This is a genomic window from Aliidongia dinghuensis, assembly GCF_014643535.1.
Classification (GTDB): Bacteria; Pseudomonadota; Alphaproteobacteria; order ATCC43930; family CGMCC-115725; genus Aliidongia; species Aliidongia dinghuensis.
Map to the genome: position 1 here is coordinate 164,321 of NZ_BMJQ01000012.1, position 20,314 is coordinate 184,634.

Sequence of the window (20,314 nt, forward strand, 5' to 3'; positions counted from 1 at the left end):
CGGGCGGGCGGCGCTGGCCGCGAGACGGCCGAAGGCGCCCGCATCCCTCACGGGGATCGGAAGCTGGCGTGCGTTCCCGTTGATATCGCAGTTGCGCGACCGGAACAACAGGGGCTTCGCCCTTCCTATCGGGCATCCCAGGGGCTTTTCCAGGGCTGGCCGCCGTCATTTTGTCGGGACATCGTTCTGCCGGCTGCGGCACCCGCATAATTCCCGCACAATTCGCCCGTAGAACTCGGCCATAGAGTCCCGCACGAGACCGGAGAACCGGCCGGAGACGGGACCAGGCAGGGAGGCGGCATGGCTTCGAACGAGGCATCCGGCTGGGCGTGCCCCAGTTGTGCATACTGGCGTCCGCGTCGGCTTGACCGACCCCAGAGCATCACGCATGCTCACCTTCAATGAATTCAAAGGCTCCCGCGGCTTTCGCGAAGGTGCCGACGCCCGGCAAAGAGGCGGCACGAAGGGAGGCGACCTTCCGGTGACAACCGATCCGGTGCTCGTCGCACGCGACGTTTCCATCCGCTTCGGCGGGGTCAAGGCGCTGACCGACGTCAGCTTCGAGGTCAAGTCCGGCGAGCTCTTTTCCATCATCGGGCCGAACGGCGCCGGCAAGACGTCGCTCTTGAACTGCATCTCCGGCCGCTACCGCCCGACCGCGGGCTCGATCCATCTCCTGGGCCGCGACGTCACGCATTTGAAGCCCAACAAGCGCGCGGCGATCGGCATCGGCCGGACGTTCCAGAACCTGGCGCTGTTCGGGCACATGTCCGTGCTCGACAACATCATGGTCGGCCGGCACCACCTCCTAAAAAACAACTTCCTCTCCGGCGCGCTCTATTGGCTGGGCGGCGCCCAGAAGGAGGAGCTCGCGCACCGGCGCGAGGTCGAGGACATTATCGACTTCCTCGAGATCGAGGCGGTCCGCCATGCGACCGCCGGCACGCTCTCCTACGGCTTGAGGAAGCGCGTCGAGCTCGCCCGTGCCGTCGCCTTGAAGCCGAAGCTCCTGCTGCTCGACGAGCCGATGGCCGGCATGAACCTCGAGGAAAAGGAGGACATGGCGCGCTACATCCTCGACCTCAACGAGGAATGGGGCATGACCATCGTCATGATCGAGCATGACATGGGCGTGGTCATGGACATCTCGCACCGGGTCATGGTGCTCGACTTCGGCCGGAAGATCGCCGAGGGCCTGCCGGCCGACGTGCTCGAGGACGAGTATGTGAAGAAGGCCTATCTCGGCGAGGAGCTGCCGGGCCTCGAGGCGGAGGAAGCCGCCGCATGAAACCCTCCGTCCTGCCGCCGCTGCCCGATCTCGCGCGCTGCGACACGCTGCCGAAGCTGCTGGCTTATAATGCCGAGCAGTTCGGCCGCGATGTGGCGCTCCGGGAAAAGCGGCTCGGGCTCTGGACCGAATTCACCTGGAGCCAGTACCAGGACGGCGTCAGGAAGCGCACTTATGGCCTGGCGAGCCTCGGCATAGGCCGGGGCGATGTCGTGGGATTGATCGGCGACAACCGGCCGGGCTGGCTCATGGGCGAGCTCGCGGCCCATGCGCTGGGCGCCATCAGCCTCGGCATCTATCGCGACGCGCTCGACGAGGAGGTGGCCTATCTCGTCAACCACGCCGGCGTCCGGGTGATCCTGGCCGAGGACGAGGAGCAAGCGGACAAGCTGCTGGCGTTGGGCGAGCGCATCCCCACGGTCCGGCACATCATCTATGCCGACCCGCGCGGCATGCGCAAATACGACGATCCGCGCCTGATGGCCGAGACGGAGCTGTTCCGCCGCGCGGCCGAGGCCGAGGCGGCCGATCCCGGGCTCTACGCCCGCTCGGTCGCGGCCGGTACGGCCGACGATGTCGCGGTGCTGTGCACGACTTCGGGTACCACCTCCCATCCCAAGCTCTCGATGATGCGCGGCGGCGGCCTCATCCGCCACTGTGCTTCCTATCTCCGCGTCGATCCCAAGGGGCCGGACGACGAATATGTCTCGGTCCTGCCCTTTCCCTGGATCATGGAGCAGATCTACGCGGTCGTGAAACCGCTCTTGTGCCGCATGCGCGTCAATTTCGTCGAAGAGCCCGAGACGACGATGCACGACATGCGCGAGATCGGGCCGACGTTCATCCTGCTGGCGCCGCGCGTGTGGGAACAGATCGCGGCCGACGTCAGGGCGCGCATGATGGACGCCTCGCCCTTGAAGCGCTTGCTGTTCGACCGGGGCCTGAAGCTCGGCATGGCAGCACTCGACCAGGGCCGGCGCTCGCCGGCCGCCGACATGCTGCTGTTCAGTGCGCTTCGGGATAGGCTGGGATTCTCGCGCCTGCGCTCGGCCGCGACTGGCGGGGCCGCACTCGGGCCTGACACGTTCCGCTTCTTCCTCGCCATGGGCGTGCCGCTCCGCCAGCTCTACGGCCAGACCGAGCTCGCCGGCGCCTACACGATCCATCGCAGGGGCGAGGTCGATTTCGACACGGTCGGCGTCGCGTTCGACGAGACGATCGAGGTCGAGATCCGCGAGCCCGACCAGAACGGCGTCGGCGAGATCGTGACGCGCCATCCGAACATGTTCATGGGCTATTGGAACCAGCCGGAGGAGAGTGCAGCGGCGCTGCAATCCGGCTGGATGCCGACCGGCGATGCCGGCTATTGGAACAAGGCGGGCCAACTCGTCGTCATCGACCGCATCAAGGACATCGCGACGACCGCGGGCGGCGACCGTTTCTCGCCGCAGTACATCGAGAACAAGCTCAAGTTCTCGCCCTTCATCGCCGAGGCGGTCGTGCTGGGCCACGGCCGGCCACACCTGGCCGCCATGGTGTGCATCCGCTTCGACATCCTCTCCAAATGGGCGGAGAAGCACCGCATCGCGTTCACGACCTACAGCGATCTCTCGGCCAAGCCGGAGATCCGCAGCATGATCCGGCGCGAGATCGAGGCGATCAACCGCGCGCTGCCGGATGCCCAGCGCATCCGCCGCTTCCTCCTGCTCTACAAGGAGCTCGACGCCGACGACGGGGAACTGACGCGCACGCGCAAGGTCCGGCGCGGCGTCATCGCCGAGAAATATGGCTCGATCATCGAGGCGATCTATCGCGGCGACCCGTCGATCCCGATCGACACGACCATCACCTTTCAGGATGGCACCAAGCAGCGCATCCGCACCACGCTCACGGTCGAGAACCTGGCGCCCGAGCCGGTCTCGACGCTGGCGGCCGAATAGGGGGCCCCATGGACCTTCACCTGCTGCTGCAGCTCTCGATCAACGGGCTCATCGTCGGCACGCTCTATGGCGTCGTCGGCATGTGCTTCGTGCTCATCTACAAGGCGTCGCAGATCGTCAATTTCGCGCAGGGCGAGTTCCTGCTGATCGGCGCCTGGGTGTGCTGGTGGTTGCTCACCAAGTACCACCTGCCGTTCGTCTGGGGCTTCCTGGTGACACTCGCCTTCATGGTCGCCTTCGGCTTCCTGCTGCAGGTGGTGGTGCTCCGGCCCATGATCGGCGAGCCGGTGATCTCGGTCATCATGATGACGATCGGGCTCTCGATCTTCTGCCAGGCGCTGATGAAATGGATCTTCGGCGTCCTGCCGCAGCCCTATCCGCAAGTGTTCGCGGTGAAATCGGTCAATATCTTCGGGCTCGAGGTGCAGACCGTCTATCTGATGGCCATGGCGATCAGCCTCGTCATCATGGTGGGCTTCGCCTGGTTCTTCAAAATGTCGCGCACGGGCCTCGCCATGCGGGCGACCTCGTTCGACCAGCAGGTGGCGCAGTCGCTCGGCATCTCGGTCCGGCAGGTCTTCGCGGTCAGCTGGGCGATCTCGGCCATGGTCTCGGCGGTCGCCGGAGTCGTGGTCGGCGTCGTCAACGGCGTGTCGAGCGCACTCTCGTTCTTCGGCATCAAGGTGTTCCCGGCCGTGATCCTGGGCGGGCTCGATTCGATCGTCGGCTCCGTGCTCGGCGGGCTCGTCATCGGCGTGCTCGAGAACTGGGCGCAGTTCGTCGACAGCCAGTTCCTGAAATGGGGCAATCTCTACGAAGTGGCGCCCTTCTACGTCCTGATCGTCATCCTCATGATCAAGCCGTACGGCCTCTTCGGCAAACGCGACATCGAGCGGGTCTGACGCCATGGCCACTGCGACGCTCCGCCCGTGCGGCGACTTCAAGTCGCGCTATGCGGCCGACCAGACGATCTTTCCGACGGTCTGGTCGCGCAACTTCTGCATCCTGGGCGTCGTGCTGGTCGCGGCGGCCCCGTTCCTTGTCGACCGGTATGTGCTGAACCTGCTGATCCAGATCGGCTATCTCGGCATTGCCGCCTTGGGTCTCAATATCCTGGTGGGCTTCACCGGCCAGATCTCGATCGGCCATGCCGTATTCTTCGGCTTCGGCGGCTTCGCCTCGTGCTTTCTCAACAGCAACGCCGGCATCCCGCCCGTGCTGTCGATCCCACTTGCCGGGGTGATGACGACCGCGGTGGGATTGGTGTTCGGCATTCCGGCGGCACGGCTCAAGGGGCTCTATCTCGCGATCGCGACGCTTGCGGCGCAGTTCATTCTGCTCGACTTCTTCGGCCGGGCCGAATGGTTCACCGGCGGGTCGAACGGCACCGTCGCGGATCCGGTGAGCCTGTTCGGCTTCAAGTTCAACCACGACGAAAGCTACCTCTACGTCGTGCTGTTCTATGTGGTCGTGCTCTACGTCGCGGCCGCGAACCTGATGCGGACGCGCGACGGCCGGGCCCTGGTCGCCGTGCGCGACTATTACCTCGCGGCCGAGATGATGGGCGTGAACCTGACGAAATACCGGACCTTGTCGTTCGGCATCTCGTCCTTCTACGCCGGCATCGGCGGCGCCCTCTATGCGCACTACCTGGGCTTCATGTCGATCGAGGGGCTCGACATCAGCTTCTCGATCCAGTTCCTCGCCATGATCATCATCGGCGGCCTGGGCTCGATCATGGGCACGCTCATGGGCACTGCGTTCATGGTGCTCCTGCCGCAGCTCGTGAATTTCCTCGCCCGCTCCTTGGACGGCAGCGCCATCGACCATGCGCTGGGCCTGCACGAAGGCCTGCCGTTCCTGCGCGAGATGACGATCGGTGCGGCGATCATCCTGTTCCTGATCTTCGAGCCCGACGGGCTCGCCCACCGCTGGAAGCAGATCAAGGCGTACTGGAAGCTCTACCCGTTCAGCTACTGACAAGAACAAAGCACGTCCAAGGGGAGGAAACCGAAGCCATGAAGATGCTGAAACTGACGCTCATGCTGGCCGGTGCCGCGGCACTGGTTCCCTCGCTCGCGCGCGCCGATTATCCGATCGGCCACCTGAACGATTTCTCCGGCGGCACGGCCGACGTCGGCAAGCCCTACGGCCAGGGCGTCGACGATGCGCTCGCCTACATCAACGCCCATGGCGGCATCAACGGCACGAAGCTTGCGGTCGACGCGACCGACTACGGCTACCAGGTGCCGCGCGCGCTCGCCGCCTACAAGAACTGGACCGGGTCCAACAAGGTCGTCGCCATCATGGGCTGGGGCACGGCCGATACCGAGGCGCTGGTCAAGAGCGTGACCGACGACCAGATCCCCTTTGTCTCCGCGTCCTACGCCGGCACCTTGACCGACCCGACCGGCAAGGGCGGCCCGGCGAGCGAGCGGGCGGCACCCTATAACTTCTTCTATGGCCCCTCATATTCGGACTCGGCGCGCGCGCTCGTGCAGTGGGCGGCCGAGGATTGGAAGAAGAAGGGCGGCCAGGGCAAGCCCAAGTGGGTCCACATGGGCGCCAACCATCCCTATCCGAACGCCCCGCGCAAGGCTGAGGAAGAATACGCCAAGGAACTGGGCTTCGAGGTGCTGGACCCGGTCGTCTTCGCTCTCACCCCCGGCGACTACACAGCGCAATGCCTGACGCTCAAGCAGTCGGGCGCCAACTACGCCTATCTCGGCAATACCGGTGCCTCCAACATCGCCGTCTTGAAATCGTGCGAGACGGCCGGCGTCAAGGTGCAGTTCGTCGGCAACGTCTGGGGCATCGACGAGAACTCGCTCAAGGCCGCGGGTTCGGCCGGCAACGGCGTGGTGTTCCCGGTCCGCACCGCCGCCCTCTGGACCGACAACGTGCCGGCGCTGTCGCTGTTCAAGGAGATCGCCAAGAACTCCGACCCGTCGGGCAAGGAATACAAGGCCGTGCATTACCTGGCCGGCGTCTGCGCCGCCTTCTACCTGAAGGAGGCGATGGAATGGGCGGCCGCCAACGGCGGCGTCACCGGTCCGACCATCGCCAAGGGTTTCCAGGCCAAGGCCAACTGGGTCCCGAAGGGTACGGAAGGCGTGTGCAAGCCGTCGACCTGGACCGCCGAGGATCATCGCCCGACCTTGTCGGTCGAGCTCTACCAGACCCAGGTCACGGGCCCGACCGACAGCGGCACGGTGAGCGAGCTCATCGCCAAGGGCACGATGAAGCTCAACAAGGTCGCGACCATCGAGCTGCCGCGCAAGAAGGAATGGATCGGCTACTAGCCGGTCCGGAGCGAGGGACTTGGGGCAGATGAGCGCCGCCACCGCAGAGATGCCGACGATCGCGACCCCGGCCGAGCCGGCGCCGCTCCTGACCGTCAACAACCTGGAGGTCGTCTATAACGACGTCATCCTCGTGCTGCGCGGGCTCAACCTCAAGGTCCCGGAGGGCGAGATCGTGGCCTTGCTCGGTGCCAACGGCGCCGGCAAATCCACGACCTTGAAGGCGATCTCGGGCTTGCTCAAGGCCGAGGACGGCCAGATCACTCGCGGCGATGTCCTGTTCCGGGGCGAGCGCCTGAACGGCCTCGACCCGGACCAGATCGTCCGGCGCGGCATCTTCCAGGTCATGGAGGGGCGGCGCATCGTCGCCGACATGACCGTGCACGAGAACCTGCGGCTCGGCGCCCACACGCGCCGGGACGGCGGGGTGCGCGACGACCTCGACCGGGTCTACGGCTATTTCCCCCGGCTCAAGGAGCGCACGGGGTTGGCGGGCTATCTCTCGGGCGGCGAGCAGCAGATGCTGGCGATCGGCCGGGCGATCATGGCGCGGCCGAAGCTCATCCTGATGGACGAGCCGTCCATGGGCCTGTCGCCGCTCCTGGTCAAGGAAGTGTTCCTGATCATCCGCCGGCTCGCGCGCGATCTGGGGCTCACCATCCTCCTGGTCGAGCAGAACGCGCGGCTCGCCCTCGAGGCGGCGAGCTACGGCTACATCATGGAGCAGGGCAAGATCGTGCTCGACGGCACCGCCGACGCGCTCAAATCGAACGAGGACGTGAAGGAATTCTACCTGGGCCAGGGCGAGGCCCGGAAATCCTTCAAGGGCCTCAAATCCTTCAAGCGGCGCAAGCGTTGGCTTTAGTGAGCTTCGCCTGAGTGAGTTAAGCCTGGCGGCACGACCCTCACCCCAACCCTCTCCCGCAAGCGGGAGAGGGAGGGACCCGCGGCAGCGGGAGGGTGAGGGCGGTGCCGCGGCATCCAGTCCAAGGGTCCGGGACATGACCGAGTATTACGACGCGCTGGAAACCCGGCCGCCGGAGGTGCGGGAGGCGGCTTTGTTCGCGGCCCTGCCGGCGCAGATCGCCCATGCCCAGGCGCGGGCACCCGGCTTCGCCCGGCTCCTGGCCGGCGTCGAGGCGGCGGCGATCACGAGCCGGGCGGCGCTTGCCCAGCTGCCGCTCGTGCGCAAGTCCGACCTCATCGAGGCGCAGAAGGCGATGCGGCCCTTCGCCGGCTTCAACGCGATCGCGCCCGGCCGGCTCGCCCGCATCTTCCAATCGCCGGGACCGATCTACGACCCCGAAGGGCGCGGCACCGACTGGTGGCGGCTCGCCCGCGCGCTCCATGCCGCGGGCTTCCGCCCGGGCGAGCTCATCCACAACACGTTTTCCTATCACATGACCCCGGCCGGCTCGATCTTCGAGACCGGCGCCCATGCCTTGGGCTGCGCCGTGTTCCCGGCCGGCGTTGGCCAGACCGAGCAGCAGGTGCGGGCGATTGCCGACCTCGGACCCGTGGGCTATGCCGGCACCCCGTCGTTCCTGGGCCTGCTCCTCGACAAGGCGCGGGAGATCGGCGTCGCCATCCCGTCGCTGACCAAGGGGCTGGTCTCGGGCGAGGCTTATCCCGAGACGGCGCGTGCCCGTTTCGCCGAGGCCGGCATATCGGTGCTGCAATGCTATGCCACGGCCGACGTCGGCCTCATTGCCTACGAGACGCGGCCGCGCGGCGGACTGGTGCAGGACGAGGGCGTGCTGGTCGAGCTGGTCCGTCCCGGCACCGGCGATCCGGTTGGCGAGGGCGAGGTCGGCGAGGTCGTCGTCACCAGTTTCAATCCGGACTATCCGCTGATCCGCTTCGCGACCGGCGACCTGTCGCAGTTCCTCGACGGGCCGAGCCCGTGCGGCCGGACGAACCGGCGCCTCAAAGGCTGGCTCGGGCGGGCCGACCAGACGACCAAGGTCAAGGGCATGTTCGTCCATCCGAGCCAGGTTGCCGAGATCGTCCGCCGCTATCCGGGCATCGAATGCGCGCGCCTCGTCGTCGAACGCGAGGGGGAGAACGACCGCATGACGCTGGTGTGCGCGCTGGACCCCGGCGCCGCCGAGCCGGCCGTTGCGGCGCTGCAGGAGACGATCCAGGCTGTGACAAAATTGCGAGGCGCGGTACGTTTCGTCGCATCGGGCGGCCTGCCGAATGATGGCAAGGTAATTGACGACACGCGTGCCTAGGCCGACGGCACGTGTTTGCCGCTAATGCGCGCAATCACACTTTCGCCATAATTATGCCCGGCCGGCGCCGCAATTGAATTGTGGACTGTGGGAGCCGCGCCACCGTCGAGACGGCGGTCGCGGCATCAGCGTAGCCTTGCGCATGCCTTCAGTCGGCGCTCGGGCGGCCTTTGGATCCGGACGGATCGGGGCCGCCCGTTTTTCTTCAAGAGGGCCGCAGGGCCCTGAGCGCCGCGCGATCCGCGCGGGCAAGCGTCACGACCCGCGTGAGTTCGCCATACGGCCGCTGGATCAGCCCCTGGAGCGTCGCGAGGCTGCGGCCCAGATGCTCGTCGAGTAGCGCGATCTCGGCCGGGCTCCAGCCGACGAGCCATTCCTCGAGCGATTTTGCCGGCTGCGGCCGGCCCGCCTTGGGCCGCACGGGTGCCGTGGCCTGCAAGCCGGGGCGGGCGATCCGACGGGAGCCCTGGCGCGCGAGCCAGCCGTCGAGCGAGCCCGGCCCGTCCCATTCGGGCCCATCCCATTCGAGCCCACCCGAGTCGAGGCCGTCCCCGTCGAGTGCCGCCGCCAACCCCTCAACCAGGAGCGGGCTCGGCCGCACGGCCTCCGGATCACCGTTGCGCTTCATGCGGCAGCGCGGCCAACTCAGGTGGAGCCGCGTTTCCGCCCGGGTCAGTGCCACATAGAACAGGCGGCGTTCCTCGGCGCGCGCCGCGGCGTCGGTCGCGCGATAGTGCGGCAGCGCGCCCAGGACGAGGCCGGGCAGGAACACGGCCTCGAACTCCAGGCCTTTCGATTCATGGATGGTGCGGAACGCGACGCCGGGCTTGTCACTATCCTCGATCGGGATGCGCTGCCGGCGCAGCGCCGCCCTGACGGTCTCGATCACGGTCTCGGCCGCGGGCCGCGCGCGATAGAGCACGGCGATCCGTTCGGGTGGCAGCTCCTCCTCGTCGACGAGGCGGGCGATGCGCCGCGCAATCCAGCGGCCCTCGGCCTCGGCATCCTCCGCCTCGTGGGCCACGACCTGGCCGGGATTGAGCCAGCCGTCACCGTCCCGGCGCTCGTCGAGGGCGATCGGCCGCGTGCCGCGGCGCCGGTCGCCGGCGATGACCGCACGCGCGAGGCCGGTGATCGCCCGGCCGCAGCGCAGGTTGGTGCCGAGCCGATAGGTCCGGGCGCCGGGGAAATCGCGGCCGAAGCGGCGGATGCGCTCAACCTCGGCATGGCGGAAGCCGAAGATCGCCTGGTCCTCGTCGCCGACCGCCCAGAGGCGCCCGCCGCCCACGAGGAACAGCTGGAAGAACGCGACCTGGGCCGCGGTCACGTCCTGGTATTCGTCGACGAGCAGGTCGGTGAAGCGCCCGAACAGCTTCTGCGCCAGCGCCGGCTCAGCCTGGCAGCGTGCGATCACGCGGTGCTGAATCTCCGCATGGTCGTAAAGCGCTGCCTTGTCCATGGCAGCGCGATAGTCGCCGTAGCAGCGGGCCGCCCGGCGCCACACGTCACCGACGTCGGCCGACTGGGCAAGCCGGCCGATCTCGGCCTCGCCCATCAACCGGGCGCGCAACCCGTCGAAGGCACCCAGCAGGTTGGTGCCGTCCTCGTCGGCATCGAGTGCCGTGCGGCCGAACAGGCGGACCGCGAAGCCCTCGCGGCTTTCGCCCGGCCGTTCCTCGTCCCCACGTCCCTCATTGGCGCGCCGGCGCTCATCGACCAGCAGCCCGAAGTCGGCCGTGACGCCGAACGGACCGGCGGCGGCGCGCAGGATCGCTTGCGCGAACCCGTCGATCGTGCGGACGCGCCGCTCGAGCGCCCGGCGGTCCTGGGTGAAGGTCTCGAGCCGATCCAGCATCTCGGCGGTCGCGCGCCGCGTGAAGGTCACGAGCGCCATGCGATCGGGCTCGGCGCCCGCCTCGCGCCGGTGGAGATAGCGGGCGACGAGCGTGCGCGTCTTGCCGGCGCCGGCGCAGGCGTCGACCAGCGCATGGGCATGCGGTGCCGTCGCGGCGGCGAACTGCTCGTCGGTCAGATCGAGCGCCGGCCGGCCGGCGTAATGGAGGAGCGGCATTCAAACCAGCCGATCATGCAGCTCCTCTTCGCCCCATTGGGGCGGAGAGGGGCTTTTACTCAAGCAGCGAGGCCGCGCTCGAGGCAGCTGGCGAGCCGCTTGGCGAAGGCGACCGGGTCGGGCAGCGCCTCGCCTTCGACGATGCGGGCCTGGTCCAGCAGCAGCCAGGCGGCGTCCTCGAGCGCCGGGCCGGTGCCGAATTGCCCCAGGCGCTCGGCCAGGCGCTGGATCAGCGGGTGGCGCGGATTGACCTCGAGCACCCGCTTCGCCTCCTCGCCCAGCTGCTTGTGCTGCTTCAGCAGGCGCGCCAGGTGCATGTCCATGTCGCCCTCGTCGGCGACCAGGCACACGGCGCTCTCGGTCAGGCGGTCGGTCGAGCGGACGTCCTTGACCGCATCGGCGAGCGTCAGCTTCAGAAGCGCTACGAGCTCGGCCGTGCCCGCCGGCGCCGGCGGCTCGGCCGGCTTCTGGCCGTCCTTGGCCGGACCTTCGATCGCGCTCAGGTCCGCGCCGCCGCGCGTGACGGAGCGGAACTCGTGCTCCTTGTACTTGGCGACCATCGGCAGCCAGAACTCGTCGACCGGGTCGGTCAAGAGCAGCACCTCGACGCCCTTGGCGCGGAAGCCTTCGAGCTGCGGGCTCCTGAGCGCTGCCTCCGGGCTGTCGGCGGTGATCGTATAGATCGCGGTCTGGCCGGGCTTCATGCGGCCGACATAATCCTCGAGGCTGACCAAGCCCTCGGCCGCGGTCGAGCGGAAGCGGGCGAGGCTCAAGAGTGCCTCCCGCTGCTCGAAATCCTCGTAGAGGCCTTCCTTCAGGACCGCGCCGAAATTGTCCCAGAACTTGGCATAGTCGGCCTGGGCGTCGGCTGCCTTCTTGGCGAGCTCGCCCAGGACACGCTTGGTGACGCCCTGGCGGATCTTGGCGATGAGCGGGCTCGCCTGCAGCGTTTCGCGGCTGATGTTGAGCGGCAGGTCCTCGCTGTCGACCACGCCCTTCAGAAAGCGCAGGTACGCCGGGACCAGCTCGGCGCAATCGTCGGTCACGAATACGCGGCGGACATAGAGCCGGACCGAATGCTTGCGCGCCGGGTCGAACAGGTCAAACGGCTTAGCACCCGGCACGAACAGCATGCTCGTGTATTCGATGACGCCTTCGGCCTTGTAGTGCAGCGTCAGCCACGGGTCGTCGAAGGCATGGGCGACCGTGTGATAGAATTCCTTGGCCTGCTCGGCCGTGACCTCGTTCTTGGGCCGTGTCCAGAGCGCCGACGCGCTGTTCAGCGTCTCTTCCTTGCCGTCCTCCTCAAGCAGGATCGGCAGGGCGATATGGTCGGCATAGGTCTTGACCACATGCTTCAGGCGCGGCGCCAGCATGTAGTCCTTCTCTTCTTCCTTGAGATAGAGCGTGATGCGCGTGCCGACCTCGCTCGCGTCCACCGGTGATACGGTGAACGAGCCCTTGCCGTCGGATTCCCATCGATGCGCCTGGCTCTCGCCCGCCTTGAGCGAGACGACCTCGACCTTGTCCGCGACCATGAAGGCGGAATAGAAGCCGACGCCGAACTGGCCGATCAGCGTCATGTCGCGCTTGGAATCCTGGCCCAGGCCCTTCAAGAAGGCCGAGGTGCCGGAGCGGGCGATCGTGCCCAGGTTCTCGATCAGCTCGATCTCGCTCATGCCGATGCCGTTGTCGATGACCGACAGCGTCTTCGCCGCCGGATCGGGCTTCAGCACCACGCGATACTTGCCGTCCGCGGCCCCAAGCGCCGGCTCGGTCAGTGCCAGGTAGCGCCGTCGATCGCAGGCGTCCGACGCGTTCGAGATGAGCTCGCGCAGGAAGACCTTCTTATCGCTGTAGAGCGAGTGGGCGACGATATCGAGCAGCCGGGAGACTTCGGCCTGAAAGCTGCGGGTTTCTGCCATCCTTTGAACCATTAACCAGGTTGCCTAAAACTGGCCCTCATATGTAGGAGGGCCGCCGGGACCGCAAGAGCGGAGAGGCGCCGGCCTGGCAGTCGGCGGGCGGTGCTTGCATTTGTGCATCATCCGCCCGATCTTGCCTGCATGGGATCGACCCTCGAGCACGGGCGGGTCACGGCGGTATTGGGGCCGACCAATACCGGCAAGACCCATCTCGCCATCGAACGCATGCTGGGCCACGCCTCGGGCATGATCGGTTTCCCGTTGCGCCTCCTGGCGCGCGAGAACTACGACCGGATGGTGCGCGCGAAGGGGGCCCGGGCCGTCGCGCTCATCACCGGCGAGGAAAAGATCCTGCCGCCGAACCCGAGCTGGTTCGTCTGCACCGTCGAATCCATGCCTTTGGACCGCTATGTCGATTTCCTTGCGATCGACGAGATCCAGCTCGCGGCCGATCCGGAGCGCGGCCATATCTTCACCGATCGGCTGCTGCATGCGCGCGGCCGGTACGAGACCATGTTCTTGGGCTCCGACACGATCCGGCCGCTCATGCGCAAGCTCGTGCCCGAGGCCGAGGTCATCTCGCGCCCCCGCTTCTCGACCCTGACCTATACCGGCCCGCAGAAGGTGACGCGCCTGCCGCCCCGGAGCGCGGTCGTCGCCTTCTCCGTCTCCGACGTGTTCGAGCTGGCCGAACTGGTGCGGCGCCAGCGCGGCGGCACCGCCGTGGTGTTGGGCGCCTTGAGCCCGCGCGCGCGCAACGCCCAGGTCGCGATGTACCAGGCGGGCGAGGTCGACTACATGGTCGCGACGGACGCGATCGGCATGGGCCTCAACATGGACCTGGACCATGTCGCCTTCGCGCGGCTCATCAAGTTCGACGGGCGCGGGCCTCGGCGCCTGACCGCGCCCGAGATCGCGCAGATCGCCGGCCGCGCCGGACGGCACATGAACGACGGCACGTTCGGCACCACGGCCGAAGTCGGGCCGCTCGACGAGGAGCTGGTCGAGGCGGTCGAGGCCCATCGCTTTGACCCGCTGCAGGCGCTCTGGTGGCGCAATTCTCGCCTCGACTTCCGCTCGGCCGGGCTGCTCTTGAAGAGCCTCGAGGCGCGGCCGCCCTCGCCGGTGCTGCTGCGCGCCGACGCCGGTGACGACCAGCTGGCGCTCGAGGCGCTCGCCCGCCAGGCCGACATCGCCCGCCAAGCGACCAACCCGGGTGCTGTCCGCCTGCTGTGGGAAGTCTGCCAGATCCCCGATTTCCGCAAGGTCATGTCCGAGGATCACGCCCGGCTGCTGGCCCAGGTCTACCGCCACCTGACCGGCCCGGACGAGCGCCTGCCGCCGGACTGGGTGGCAAGCCAGATCACGCGCATCGACCGGCTCGACGGCGACATCGATACGCTGGTGCAGCGCATCGCCCATATCCGCACCTGGACCTACATCACGAACCGCGTCGGCTGGCTTGCCGACGGCGCCCATTGGCAGGAGCGCACGCGCGCGGTCGAGGACAAGCTGTCAGACGCGCTGCACGACCGGCTGACCCAGCGTTTCGTCGATCGCCGCTCCGCCTTCCTGGTGCGCAGCCTTGCCGAGGCGCGCGAACTGCTGGCCAGCGTCAACGACGCGGGCGAGGTCTGGGTCGAGGGCCATTTCGTCGGCGCCATGACGGGCTTCTCGTTCCATCCCGACCCCGCGGCGTCGGGAGAGGGGGTCCGGACGCTGATGGCCGCGGCCAATCGCATGCTGCGCGGCGAGGTGCAGGCGCGCGCGCGCCGGCTGGCTGCGGCCGACGACACCGTCTTTACGCTGGCGCCGGATGGGACGCTCGGCTGGGAAGGCGAGGCGGTCGCACGCCTCGTCGCGGGCGACCAGCCGCTTGCCCCGCGCGTCGAGCTGCGCCCGGTCGATTTCCTCGACGGCGAGCTGCGCGATGCGGTCAAGCGCCGGCTCGAACGTTTCGTCCGCACGGCGATCGAGCATACGCTGGCGCCGATTCACGCGGCGTTGGCGAGCCCGCTGCCGGCCGCCGCGCGCGGGCTCGCGTTCCAGCTGGGCGAGGGGCTGGGTTCGCTCGATGCCGAGCCGGTCCGGCCGCTCGTCGCGGCGCTCGATGCCGACGATCGCAAGGCGCTGGCTCGGCTCGGCATTCGTTTCGGAACAGAAACGATCTATTTCGATCGGCTCCTGAAGCCGGCGGCGGTAGCGTTGCGCGCCCTGCTCTGGGCGATCCACCAGGGCACCGGCCCCTTGGCCGTGCCGCCGCCCGGGCGCCTGTCCGTGGCGCGCGACAACCTGCCTGTCGCCTATTTCGACGCGATCGGCTATCGGCCGGTCGGCCCGCGCGCGATCCGGGCCGACCGGCTGGAGGCGCTCGCCGCGGCCTTGAGGGCCAAGGCGCGCGACGGCCGTTTCGGGCTCGACGGCACGCTTGCGGCCCTCGTCGGCGCCCCGCTCGCCGAGCTGCCGGACGTCGTGACGGCGCTGGGCTATCGCGGCGTGGTCGAGAACGGTGCCGTGAGCTTCCTTGCCAAGCGCCGCGCCGTCCGGCGCAAGGAGGCCCGGTCGAAGGAGGCCCGGTCGCCGGCCCAGAAGCCGACGCCGTCGGCCGATCATCCGTTCGCCAAGCTCGGCGCACTCAGGGGCCACGCTTGACCGACGACGGCGCCACACTCCGCATCGACAAATGGCTGTGGCACGCGCGCTTCGCCAAGACGCGGTCGCTCGCCGCCCGGCTCTGCACCTTGGGCGCGGTCGAGCTCGGCGGCCGACCGGTGGCGAAGCCCAACCAGGCGGTGCGCATCGGCAGCCAGATCACGGTCGTGCATGGCCGCCAGCGTCGCCGGGTCGAGGTGCTGGGCCTGGGCACGCGGCGCGGACCGGCCACCGAGGCGCAGATGCTCTATCGCGAACTCGCCCCGCCAGAGCCGCTCACACGCATCCCGGACGACTGGGAACCGCTGCTGGCCGAGGACGAAAGCTTCCGGGATTAGGGCTTCCGCGCGACGACGCGGCGGATCCGCTTGCCGGACGACTGGCTCACCGGCTCGTCGTCGAACAGGATCGCGGCATCGCCCAGCCCCTCGAATACCTGCGCGGGGTCGACCGCGGCATAAAGGCGGCCGTATTCGTCACGTCGCTCAGCGCCCTCGGTGACGCGCCAGCTGAGATAGAGCGTGCCGCCGGAACGCAGGATGTCGATCAGACGACCGACCGCGGCGGCCACCGTCGCCGGCGCCAGATGCATGATCACGGTTTCGCAGAGCACGTTGGCGAAGCTGGCCGGCGCAATCCCGTCCAGCGCCGGCAGCGCCGCCTTCTCGAACCGCAGCGCCGGGTGCCGCCGCCGCGCCTCGGCGATGAGCCCGTCGGACGCGTCGTAGCCGATCGCGGGAAAGCCGTTCCGGTCGAGCCAAGCCGTGTCGCGTCCCGCGCCGCAGCCGATGTCGGCGGTCGGGCCGGGCCCGAAGAAGCGGTGAAGCAGCGCCTGCATGTCGGCCGGCGCCGGCTGCGCGTTCCATTCCTCGGCGAAGGCGGCGGCGGCGCGGTCGTAAGCCCCCAGCGTTGCGTCATCCATCGGTCGCTTCCAGACGTTCGTAGCCAGGGAGATGGCCGGCGCTGCGCCAGGCCGGCGGCGGCTCGGCCGTCGCCCAATATTCCACGATCTCGCGGATGAGCACACCTTCGACCCGGAACAGCGAGGTCGCGAAAAAGCGCTGCGGCGGGTGCTCGACCCGCACCAGGCTCAGGATCCGCCCGTCGGCGAGCGGAGCCACCTCCTGCACATGGATCGACCAGCCCTCGGGATAGGCCGCGTTGACCGCGATCGCGGCATCGCCGCCGTGGAAGCGTTCGCCGCTGCAGGGCCAGGTCATGACGGCGTCATCGGCGAAGAGCGCCCGTGCCGCCGCCCAGTCGCGCCGCTCGAACCGCTCCCAGAGCGCGCGGACGATGGCGACGGCAGCGTTGTCGGCCGTCATCGCCGGCGAAACACCAGGCTCAGGTTGTTGGCCGGCATTTCGACGATCTCGTCGAGCGCCAGGCCCGCGCCGTCGGCGACCTCGACCACGGCCTCCAGGTCGCGCACGCCCCAGGCCGGGTCCTGCCGGCGCAGGTTCTGGTCGAACGCCTCGTTGCTGGGCGCGGTATGGCGTCCGCCGCGCTTGTAGGGGCCGTAGAGCACGAGGGGTGCTCCCGCCGTCAGCACCCGTGCGGCACCACCCAACAGGCCGACGGCGGCCGCCCAGGGGGCGATATGGATCATGTTGATGGCGATGACCGCGTCGGCCCGGTCGACGGGCCAGTTCGGCTGCGCCGTGTCGAGCGCCACGGGGGCGAGCACGTTCGTGAGGCCGGCCTCCGCCGTCCAGGCGACGATGCTGGCGCGCGCCGCGGCGTCGATGTCGCTCGGCTGCCATGTCCGATCAGGCAGGTGGCGGCCGAAGAAGACCGCGTGCTCGCCTGTGCCGCTTGCGACCTCGAGCACGAGGGCGGCCGGCGGCAGGACACGGGTGAGCAGCGCCAGGATCGGCCCGCGATTGCGCTCGGTGGCTGGCGCGAACCGGCGCGGATCGATCGGCGGATCGGCCCGCGTATCGTCCGGGCGAGTGGGATCGGGCGCGGAGGTCATGGCCCGCCGAGGATAACAGCGGCCGGCCGGGCGACGCCATGCTTGTTGAATGGGTGCGCTGCTCATGCTAGGCACCCGCGTATGTTCGACCGCATCCTCGATCTGCTGATGCCCGGCGACGCGCCGCGAGCCGCGATGGAGGTCCCTGTGGCGGTCGCGGCCCTGCTGGTCGAGGCGGCGCGGATGGACGATCGCTTCGATCCGGCCGAACGGACGGCGATCCGCCGGCTGCTTGGCCAGCGCTTCGACCTCGACGCCGCCGCGATCGACCGGCTGATCGACGCGGCGGAACGGGCGGTCGAGGGATCGAGCGCGCTCTATCGCTTCACCCGGGTCGTGGCCGAACGGTTCGACCCGGCGGCGCGGATCAGCATGATCGAGATGCTGTGGGAAGTGGCCTATGCCGACGGCGTGCTGGACCCGGAGGAGGATGCGCTGATCCGACGGATCGCCGGCCTGATCTTCGTCGAGGATCACGAGCGCGGGGCCGCGCGCCGGCGGGTGCTGGCCCGGCTCGGACAAGGACCGGGCCATGAGCCCGAGGCGGGGCAGAGGCCGGGGCAAGGATCGAAGCGCGGGCCATGGGGCTGAGGCGCTGAATTTTGGACTTGCGGGAAGATCGCCCGCGCTCTTTCAATGCGGGCGGCTGCGGCCGCGGACAGGATCGCGGCCGCGCCGCCGTAACACGGGGAAACAAGATCGATGAGCTACGTCGTCACCGAAGCCTGCATCAAGTGCAAGTACATGGACTGCGTGGAGGTCTGCCCGGTCGATTGCTTCTACGAGGGCGAGACCATGCTGGTCATCAACCCGGACGAATGCATCGATTGCGGCGTGTGCGAGCCGGAATGCCCGGCCGAGGCGATCGTGCCCGACAGCGACGGCCAAGCCGAGAAGTGGCTGCAGCTCAATCGCGATTACTCGGGCAACTGGCCTAATATCACCCGCAAGGGCGAAGCCCCGGCCGACGCCGATGCCTGGAAGGGCGTCGAGGGCAAGTTCGACAAGTTCTTCTCGCCCGAGCCCGGCAAGCGCTGACTTAGGCAAGCGCTGACTTAGGCAAGCGCCGATTTCGGCAAGTTCGGGGCGGAACTCCCGCCGGTAGCGGGGGCGTTCTACCCCGGGCTGCGGCGAAAGGCCGCCTGCGCGGCCGTCTGCTTCATGGTTGCCATGCCGACGCCGTATGGCGTTGGGCTGGTAATTGTCGTGACTTTTGTGTTACTGTTCTTTTCGAACGGAGCATTGAAGACGTCTCGGCACAGTCTGAACTTCCGGGCATCTTCGGTATGCGGCCCGCTCACCCCCATCCGTATGGTCGGATTGCATCCCTCGGTGCTGGCGAGGCATCTTTTTCGCGGGCAGCCGGGGGTTGTGACGAGCGCCTTACCGACCTGGCCACAGGCTTTTGAGAGAATCGGATGTCGGAAAAGTTAGCTTTTGCTGAGGGCGATTTCGTCGTCTACCCGAGTCATGGCGTCGGCAAGATCATGGGCATCGAGGCCCAGGAGATCTCCGGTTATCGGCTGAATGTTTTCGTGGTGCATTTCGACAAGGACCGCATGACGCTCCGCGTTCCGGTCACCAAGGCCAAGGCTTCTGGCCTGCGTCGTCTGTCGACGCAGAAGGAGATGCAGGTGGCCCTGGTCAAGCTCAGGGGCCGGTCGAAGGCGAAACGCACCATGTGGAGCCGGCGCGCCCAGGAGTACGAAGCGAAGATCAACTCCGGCGATCCGGCGTCGATTGCCGAGGTCGTGCGCGACCTCTATCGCAATGCCGGCCAGCCGGACCAGTCCTACAGCGAGCGCCAGATCTATCAGGCGGCGCTTGACCGGTTGGTGCGCGAGTTCGCGGCCGTCGAGGCGATCGACGAGACCACGGCGACCGAACGCCTCGAGGAGATGCTGAACGCCGCCTGACGCCTGACGGACGGATCGGCACCGATCCGTCCGATGCGCCTGGGTGACCAAATGACAAGGCCGGCCTGCGGTCCCCGATTCGTCGGGGGCGCACGCCGGCTTTTGCGTTTGTTCCCGTGTCGTGCCTCTGGCGCGATGTCGGGGGCCCGCGCTAAGCTCGCCCATGATGAGCCAGCCGCGCACCCCGCCCCGTCGTCGTTTCGGTATCCTGGTTGGCCGGCGTCGCGTCTGGGCGATCTCGTCGATTCACGCCGACGTCGGTCGGCTCCGCACCATCCATGGCGCCATCGAACGGCGGCTGCAGCCGGGCGATGCGCTGGTCTATCTCGGCAACATGATCGGCCGCGGCCCCGCCGTGCGCGAGACGATTGCCGAGCTCCTGTCGTTCCGCAGCTTCTTCATCGCCCGGCCCGGCGCCTTCGCAAGCGATCTCGTCTACCTGCGCGGCAGCCAGGAAGAGATGTGGCAGAAGCTCCTGGAGCTGCAGTTCGCGCCCAACCCGGCCGAGGTCTATCGCTGGATGCTCGACCATGGCCTCGCCGCGACGCTCGACGGCTATGGCATCGATCGCCAGCAGGGGCTGACGGCGAGCCGTGACGGGCCGGTCGCCATCACGCGCTGGACGAACGCGGTCAGGAGCGCCGTCAACGGGGCGCCCGGCCACGGCAACCTGCTGACGGCGCTCCGGCGCGCCGCCTACACTGCCGGCAACGAGCTCCTGTTCGTCCATGCCGGCATCGATCCGACCCGGCCCTTGACCGCCCAGCACGACAGTTTCTGGTGGGGCGGCGGTGGCTTCCTCGACCTGACGGAGCCCTACGGCGGCTTCGTCAAGGTCGTGCGCGGCTTCGACCGACATCACGGTGGGCTGCAGCAGGCGCCATTCGCCATCTCCATGGACCGGGGCTGCGGCTTCGGCGGGCCGCTCGCCGCCGCCTGCCTGACGCTCGACGGCCAGGTCGATGAGGCCTACGAGGCCTGAGGGCCGCGATCACCAGTAGATTGCCCAGC

18 protein-coding genes are annotated in these 20,314 nt (G+C 68.1%); 13 read left to right on the forward strand and 5 right to left on the reverse strand.

Annotation, left to right across the window (positions count from 1 at the left end):
• The first annotated feature begins 481 nt into the window (after nucleotides 1–481).
• The 7 genes from IEY58_RS22345 to IEY58_RS22375 all read left to right on the forward strand — a co-directional run bounded on the left by IEY58_RS22345 (nucleotide 482) and on the right by IEY58_RS22375 (nucleotide 8,764).
• The gene (locus tag IEY58_RS22345; protein WP_229743876.1) at nucleotides 482–1,288 is read left to right on the forward strand and encodes an ABC transporter ATP-binding protein; all 807 of its coding nucleotides are present in this window, start codon (nucleotides 482–484) and stop codon (nucleotides 1,286–1,288) included.
• The gene (locus IEY58_RS22350; protein WP_189049934.1) at nucleotides 1,285–3,228 is read left to right on the forward strand and encodes a long-chain fatty acid--CoA ligase; all 1,944 of its coding nucleotides are present in this window, start codon (nucleotides 1,285–1,287) and stop codon (nucleotides 3,226–3,228) included. Before IEY58_RS22345 ends, IEY58_RS22350 begins: the two co-directional genes overlap by 4 nt.
• A gap of 8 nt (nucleotides 3,229–3,236) precedes the next feature.
• Entirely contained in the window at nucleotides 3,237–4,130 is an 894-nt protein-coding gene (locus IEY58_RS22355; RefSeq protein WP_189049936.1) for a branched-chain amino acid ABC transporter permease, read from the forward strand.
• A gap of 4 nt (nucleotides 4,131–4,134) precedes the next feature.
• A complete protein-coding gene (locus IEY58_RS22360) occupies nucleotides 4,135–5,208 on the forward strand; it encodes a branched-chain amino acid ABC transporter permease (protein ID WP_189049938.1) in 1,074 nt (357 codons plus the stop codon).
• A gap of 38 nt (nucleotides 5,209–5,246) precedes the next feature.
• On the forward strand, nucleotides 5,247–6,530 hold the full coding sequence (locus IEY58_RS22365; protein WP_407648425.1) for an ABC transporter substrate-binding protein: 1,284 nt from the start codon (nucleotides 5,247–5,249) through the stop codon (nucleotides 6,528–6,530).
• A 28-nt stretch (nucleotides 6,531–6,558) separates the two neighbouring features.
• The gene (locus tag IEY58_RS22370) at nucleotides 6,559–7,395 is read left to right on the forward strand and encodes an ABC transporter ATP-binding protein (protein ID WP_189049940.1); all 837 of its coding nucleotides are present in this window, start codon (nucleotides 6,559–6,561) and stop codon (nucleotides 7,393–7,395) included.
• 136 nt (nucleotides 7,396–7,531) lie between these two features.
• Nucleotides 7,532–8,764: a phenylacetate--CoA ligase family protein gene (locus IEY58_RS22375; protein ID WP_189049942.1), complete on the forward strand. Its 1,233-nt coding sequence runs from the start codon at nucleotides 7,532–7,534 to the stop codon at nucleotides 8,762–8,764.
• Between the two features lie 205 nt (nucleotides 8,765–8,969).
• Here IEY58_RS22375 and IEY58_RS22380 read toward each other — a convergent pair whose 3' ends face one another.
• Nucleotides 8,970–10,835: a UvrD-helicase domain-containing protein gene (locus IEY58_RS22380; protein ID WP_189049944.1), complete on the reverse strand. Its 1,866-nt coding sequence runs from the start codon at nucleotides 10,833–10,835 to the stop codon at nucleotides 8,970–8,972.
• Nucleotides 10,836–10,894: 59 nt separating this feature from the next.
• Nucleotides 10,895–12,760 (reverse strand): molecular chaperone HtpG, encoded by a 1,866-nt coding sequence (gene htpG / locus IEY58_RS22385; protein WP_189049946.1) that lies wholly within the window; start codon nucleotides 12,758–12,760, stop codon nucleotides 10,895–10,897.
• 141 nt (nucleotides 12,761–12,901) lie between these two features.
• Here htpG and IEY58_RS22390 point away from each other — a divergent pair, with 141 nt between their 5' ends.
• A complete protein-coding gene (locus IEY58_RS22390; RefSeq protein ID WP_189049948.1) occupies nucleotides 12,902–15,412 on the forward strand; it encodes a helicase-related protein in 2,511 nt (836 codons plus the stop codon).
• Nucleotides 15,409–15,750, forward strand: coding sequence for an RNA-binding S4 domain-containing protein (locus IEY58_RS22395; protein WP_189049950.1), 342 nt, complete (start codon nucleotides 15,409–15,411; stop codon nucleotides 15,748–15,750). Before IEY58_RS22390 ends, IEY58_RS22395 begins: the two co-directional genes overlap by 4 nt.
• Here the strand turns inward: IEY58_RS22395 and IEY58_RS22400 are convergent.
• The 3 genes from IEY58_RS22400 to IEY58_RS22410 are packed head-to-tail and all read right to left on the reverse strand — an operon-like array spanning nucleotide 15,747 to nucleotide 17,387.
• Nucleotides 15,747–16,334 carry a class I SAM-dependent methyltransferase gene (locus tag IEY58_RS22400; protein ID WP_189049952.1) on the reverse strand — a complete coding sequence of 196 codons (588 nt, stop codon included), beginning with the start codon at nucleotides 16,332–16,334 and terminating at the stop codon, nucleotides 15,747–15,749. The genes IEY58_RS22395 and IEY58_RS22400 overlap by 4 nt on opposite strands.
• On the reverse strand, nucleotides 16,327–16,737 hold the full coding sequence (locus IEY58_RS22405; RefSeq protein WP_189049953.1) for a nuclear transport factor 2 family protein: 411 nt from the start codon (nucleotides 16,735–16,737) through the stop codon (nucleotides 16,327–16,329). The genes IEY58_RS22400 and IEY58_RS22405 overlap by 8 nt, the downstream gene beginning before the upstream one ends.
• On the reverse strand, nucleotides 16,734–17,387 hold the full coding sequence (locus tag IEY58_RS22410; RefSeq protein ID WP_189049955.1) for a DUF938 domain-containing protein: 654 nt from the start codon (nucleotides 17,385–17,387) through the stop codon (nucleotides 16,734–16,736). The genes IEY58_RS22405 and IEY58_RS22410 overlap by 4 nt, the downstream gene beginning before the upstream one ends.
• An 81-nt stretch (nucleotides 17,388–17,468) precedes the next feature.
• On the opposite strand from IEY58_RS22410, the gene IEY58_RS22415 reads away from it, so the two are divergent.
• The 4 genes from IEY58_RS22415 (at nucleotide 17,469) to IEY58_RS22430 (ending at nucleotide 20,285) form a co-directional block, all read left to right on the forward strand.
• The gene (locus IEY58_RS22415) at nucleotides 17,469–17,978 is read left to right on the forward strand and encodes a tellurite resistance TerB family protein (protein ID WP_189049957.1); all 510 of its coding nucleotides are present in this window, start codon (nucleotides 17,469–17,471) and stop codon (nucleotides 17,976–17,978) included.
• 111 nt (nucleotides 17,979–18,089) lie between these two features.
• A complete protein-coding gene (gene fdxA, locus IEY58_RS22420) occupies nucleotides 18,090–18,425 on the forward strand; it encodes a ferredoxin FdxA (protein ID WP_189049959.1) in 336 nt (111 codons plus the stop codon).
• A gap of 380 nt (nucleotides 18,426–18,805) precedes the next feature.
• Complete coding sequence (locus IEY58_RS22425) at nucleotides 18,806–19,303, forward strand: CarD family transcriptional regulator (protein WP_189049961.1); 498 nt, start codon at nucleotides 18,806–18,808, stop codon at nucleotides 19,301–19,303.
• Nucleotides 19,304–19,466: 163 nt separating this feature from the next.
• Nucleotides 19,467–20,285, forward strand: a complete 819-nt coding sequence (locus tag IEY58_RS22430; protein ID WP_229743877.1) for a hypothetical protein — start codon at nucleotides 19,467–19,469, stop codon at nucleotides 20,283–20,285.
• Nucleotides 20,286–20,314: the final 29 nt, after the last annotated feature.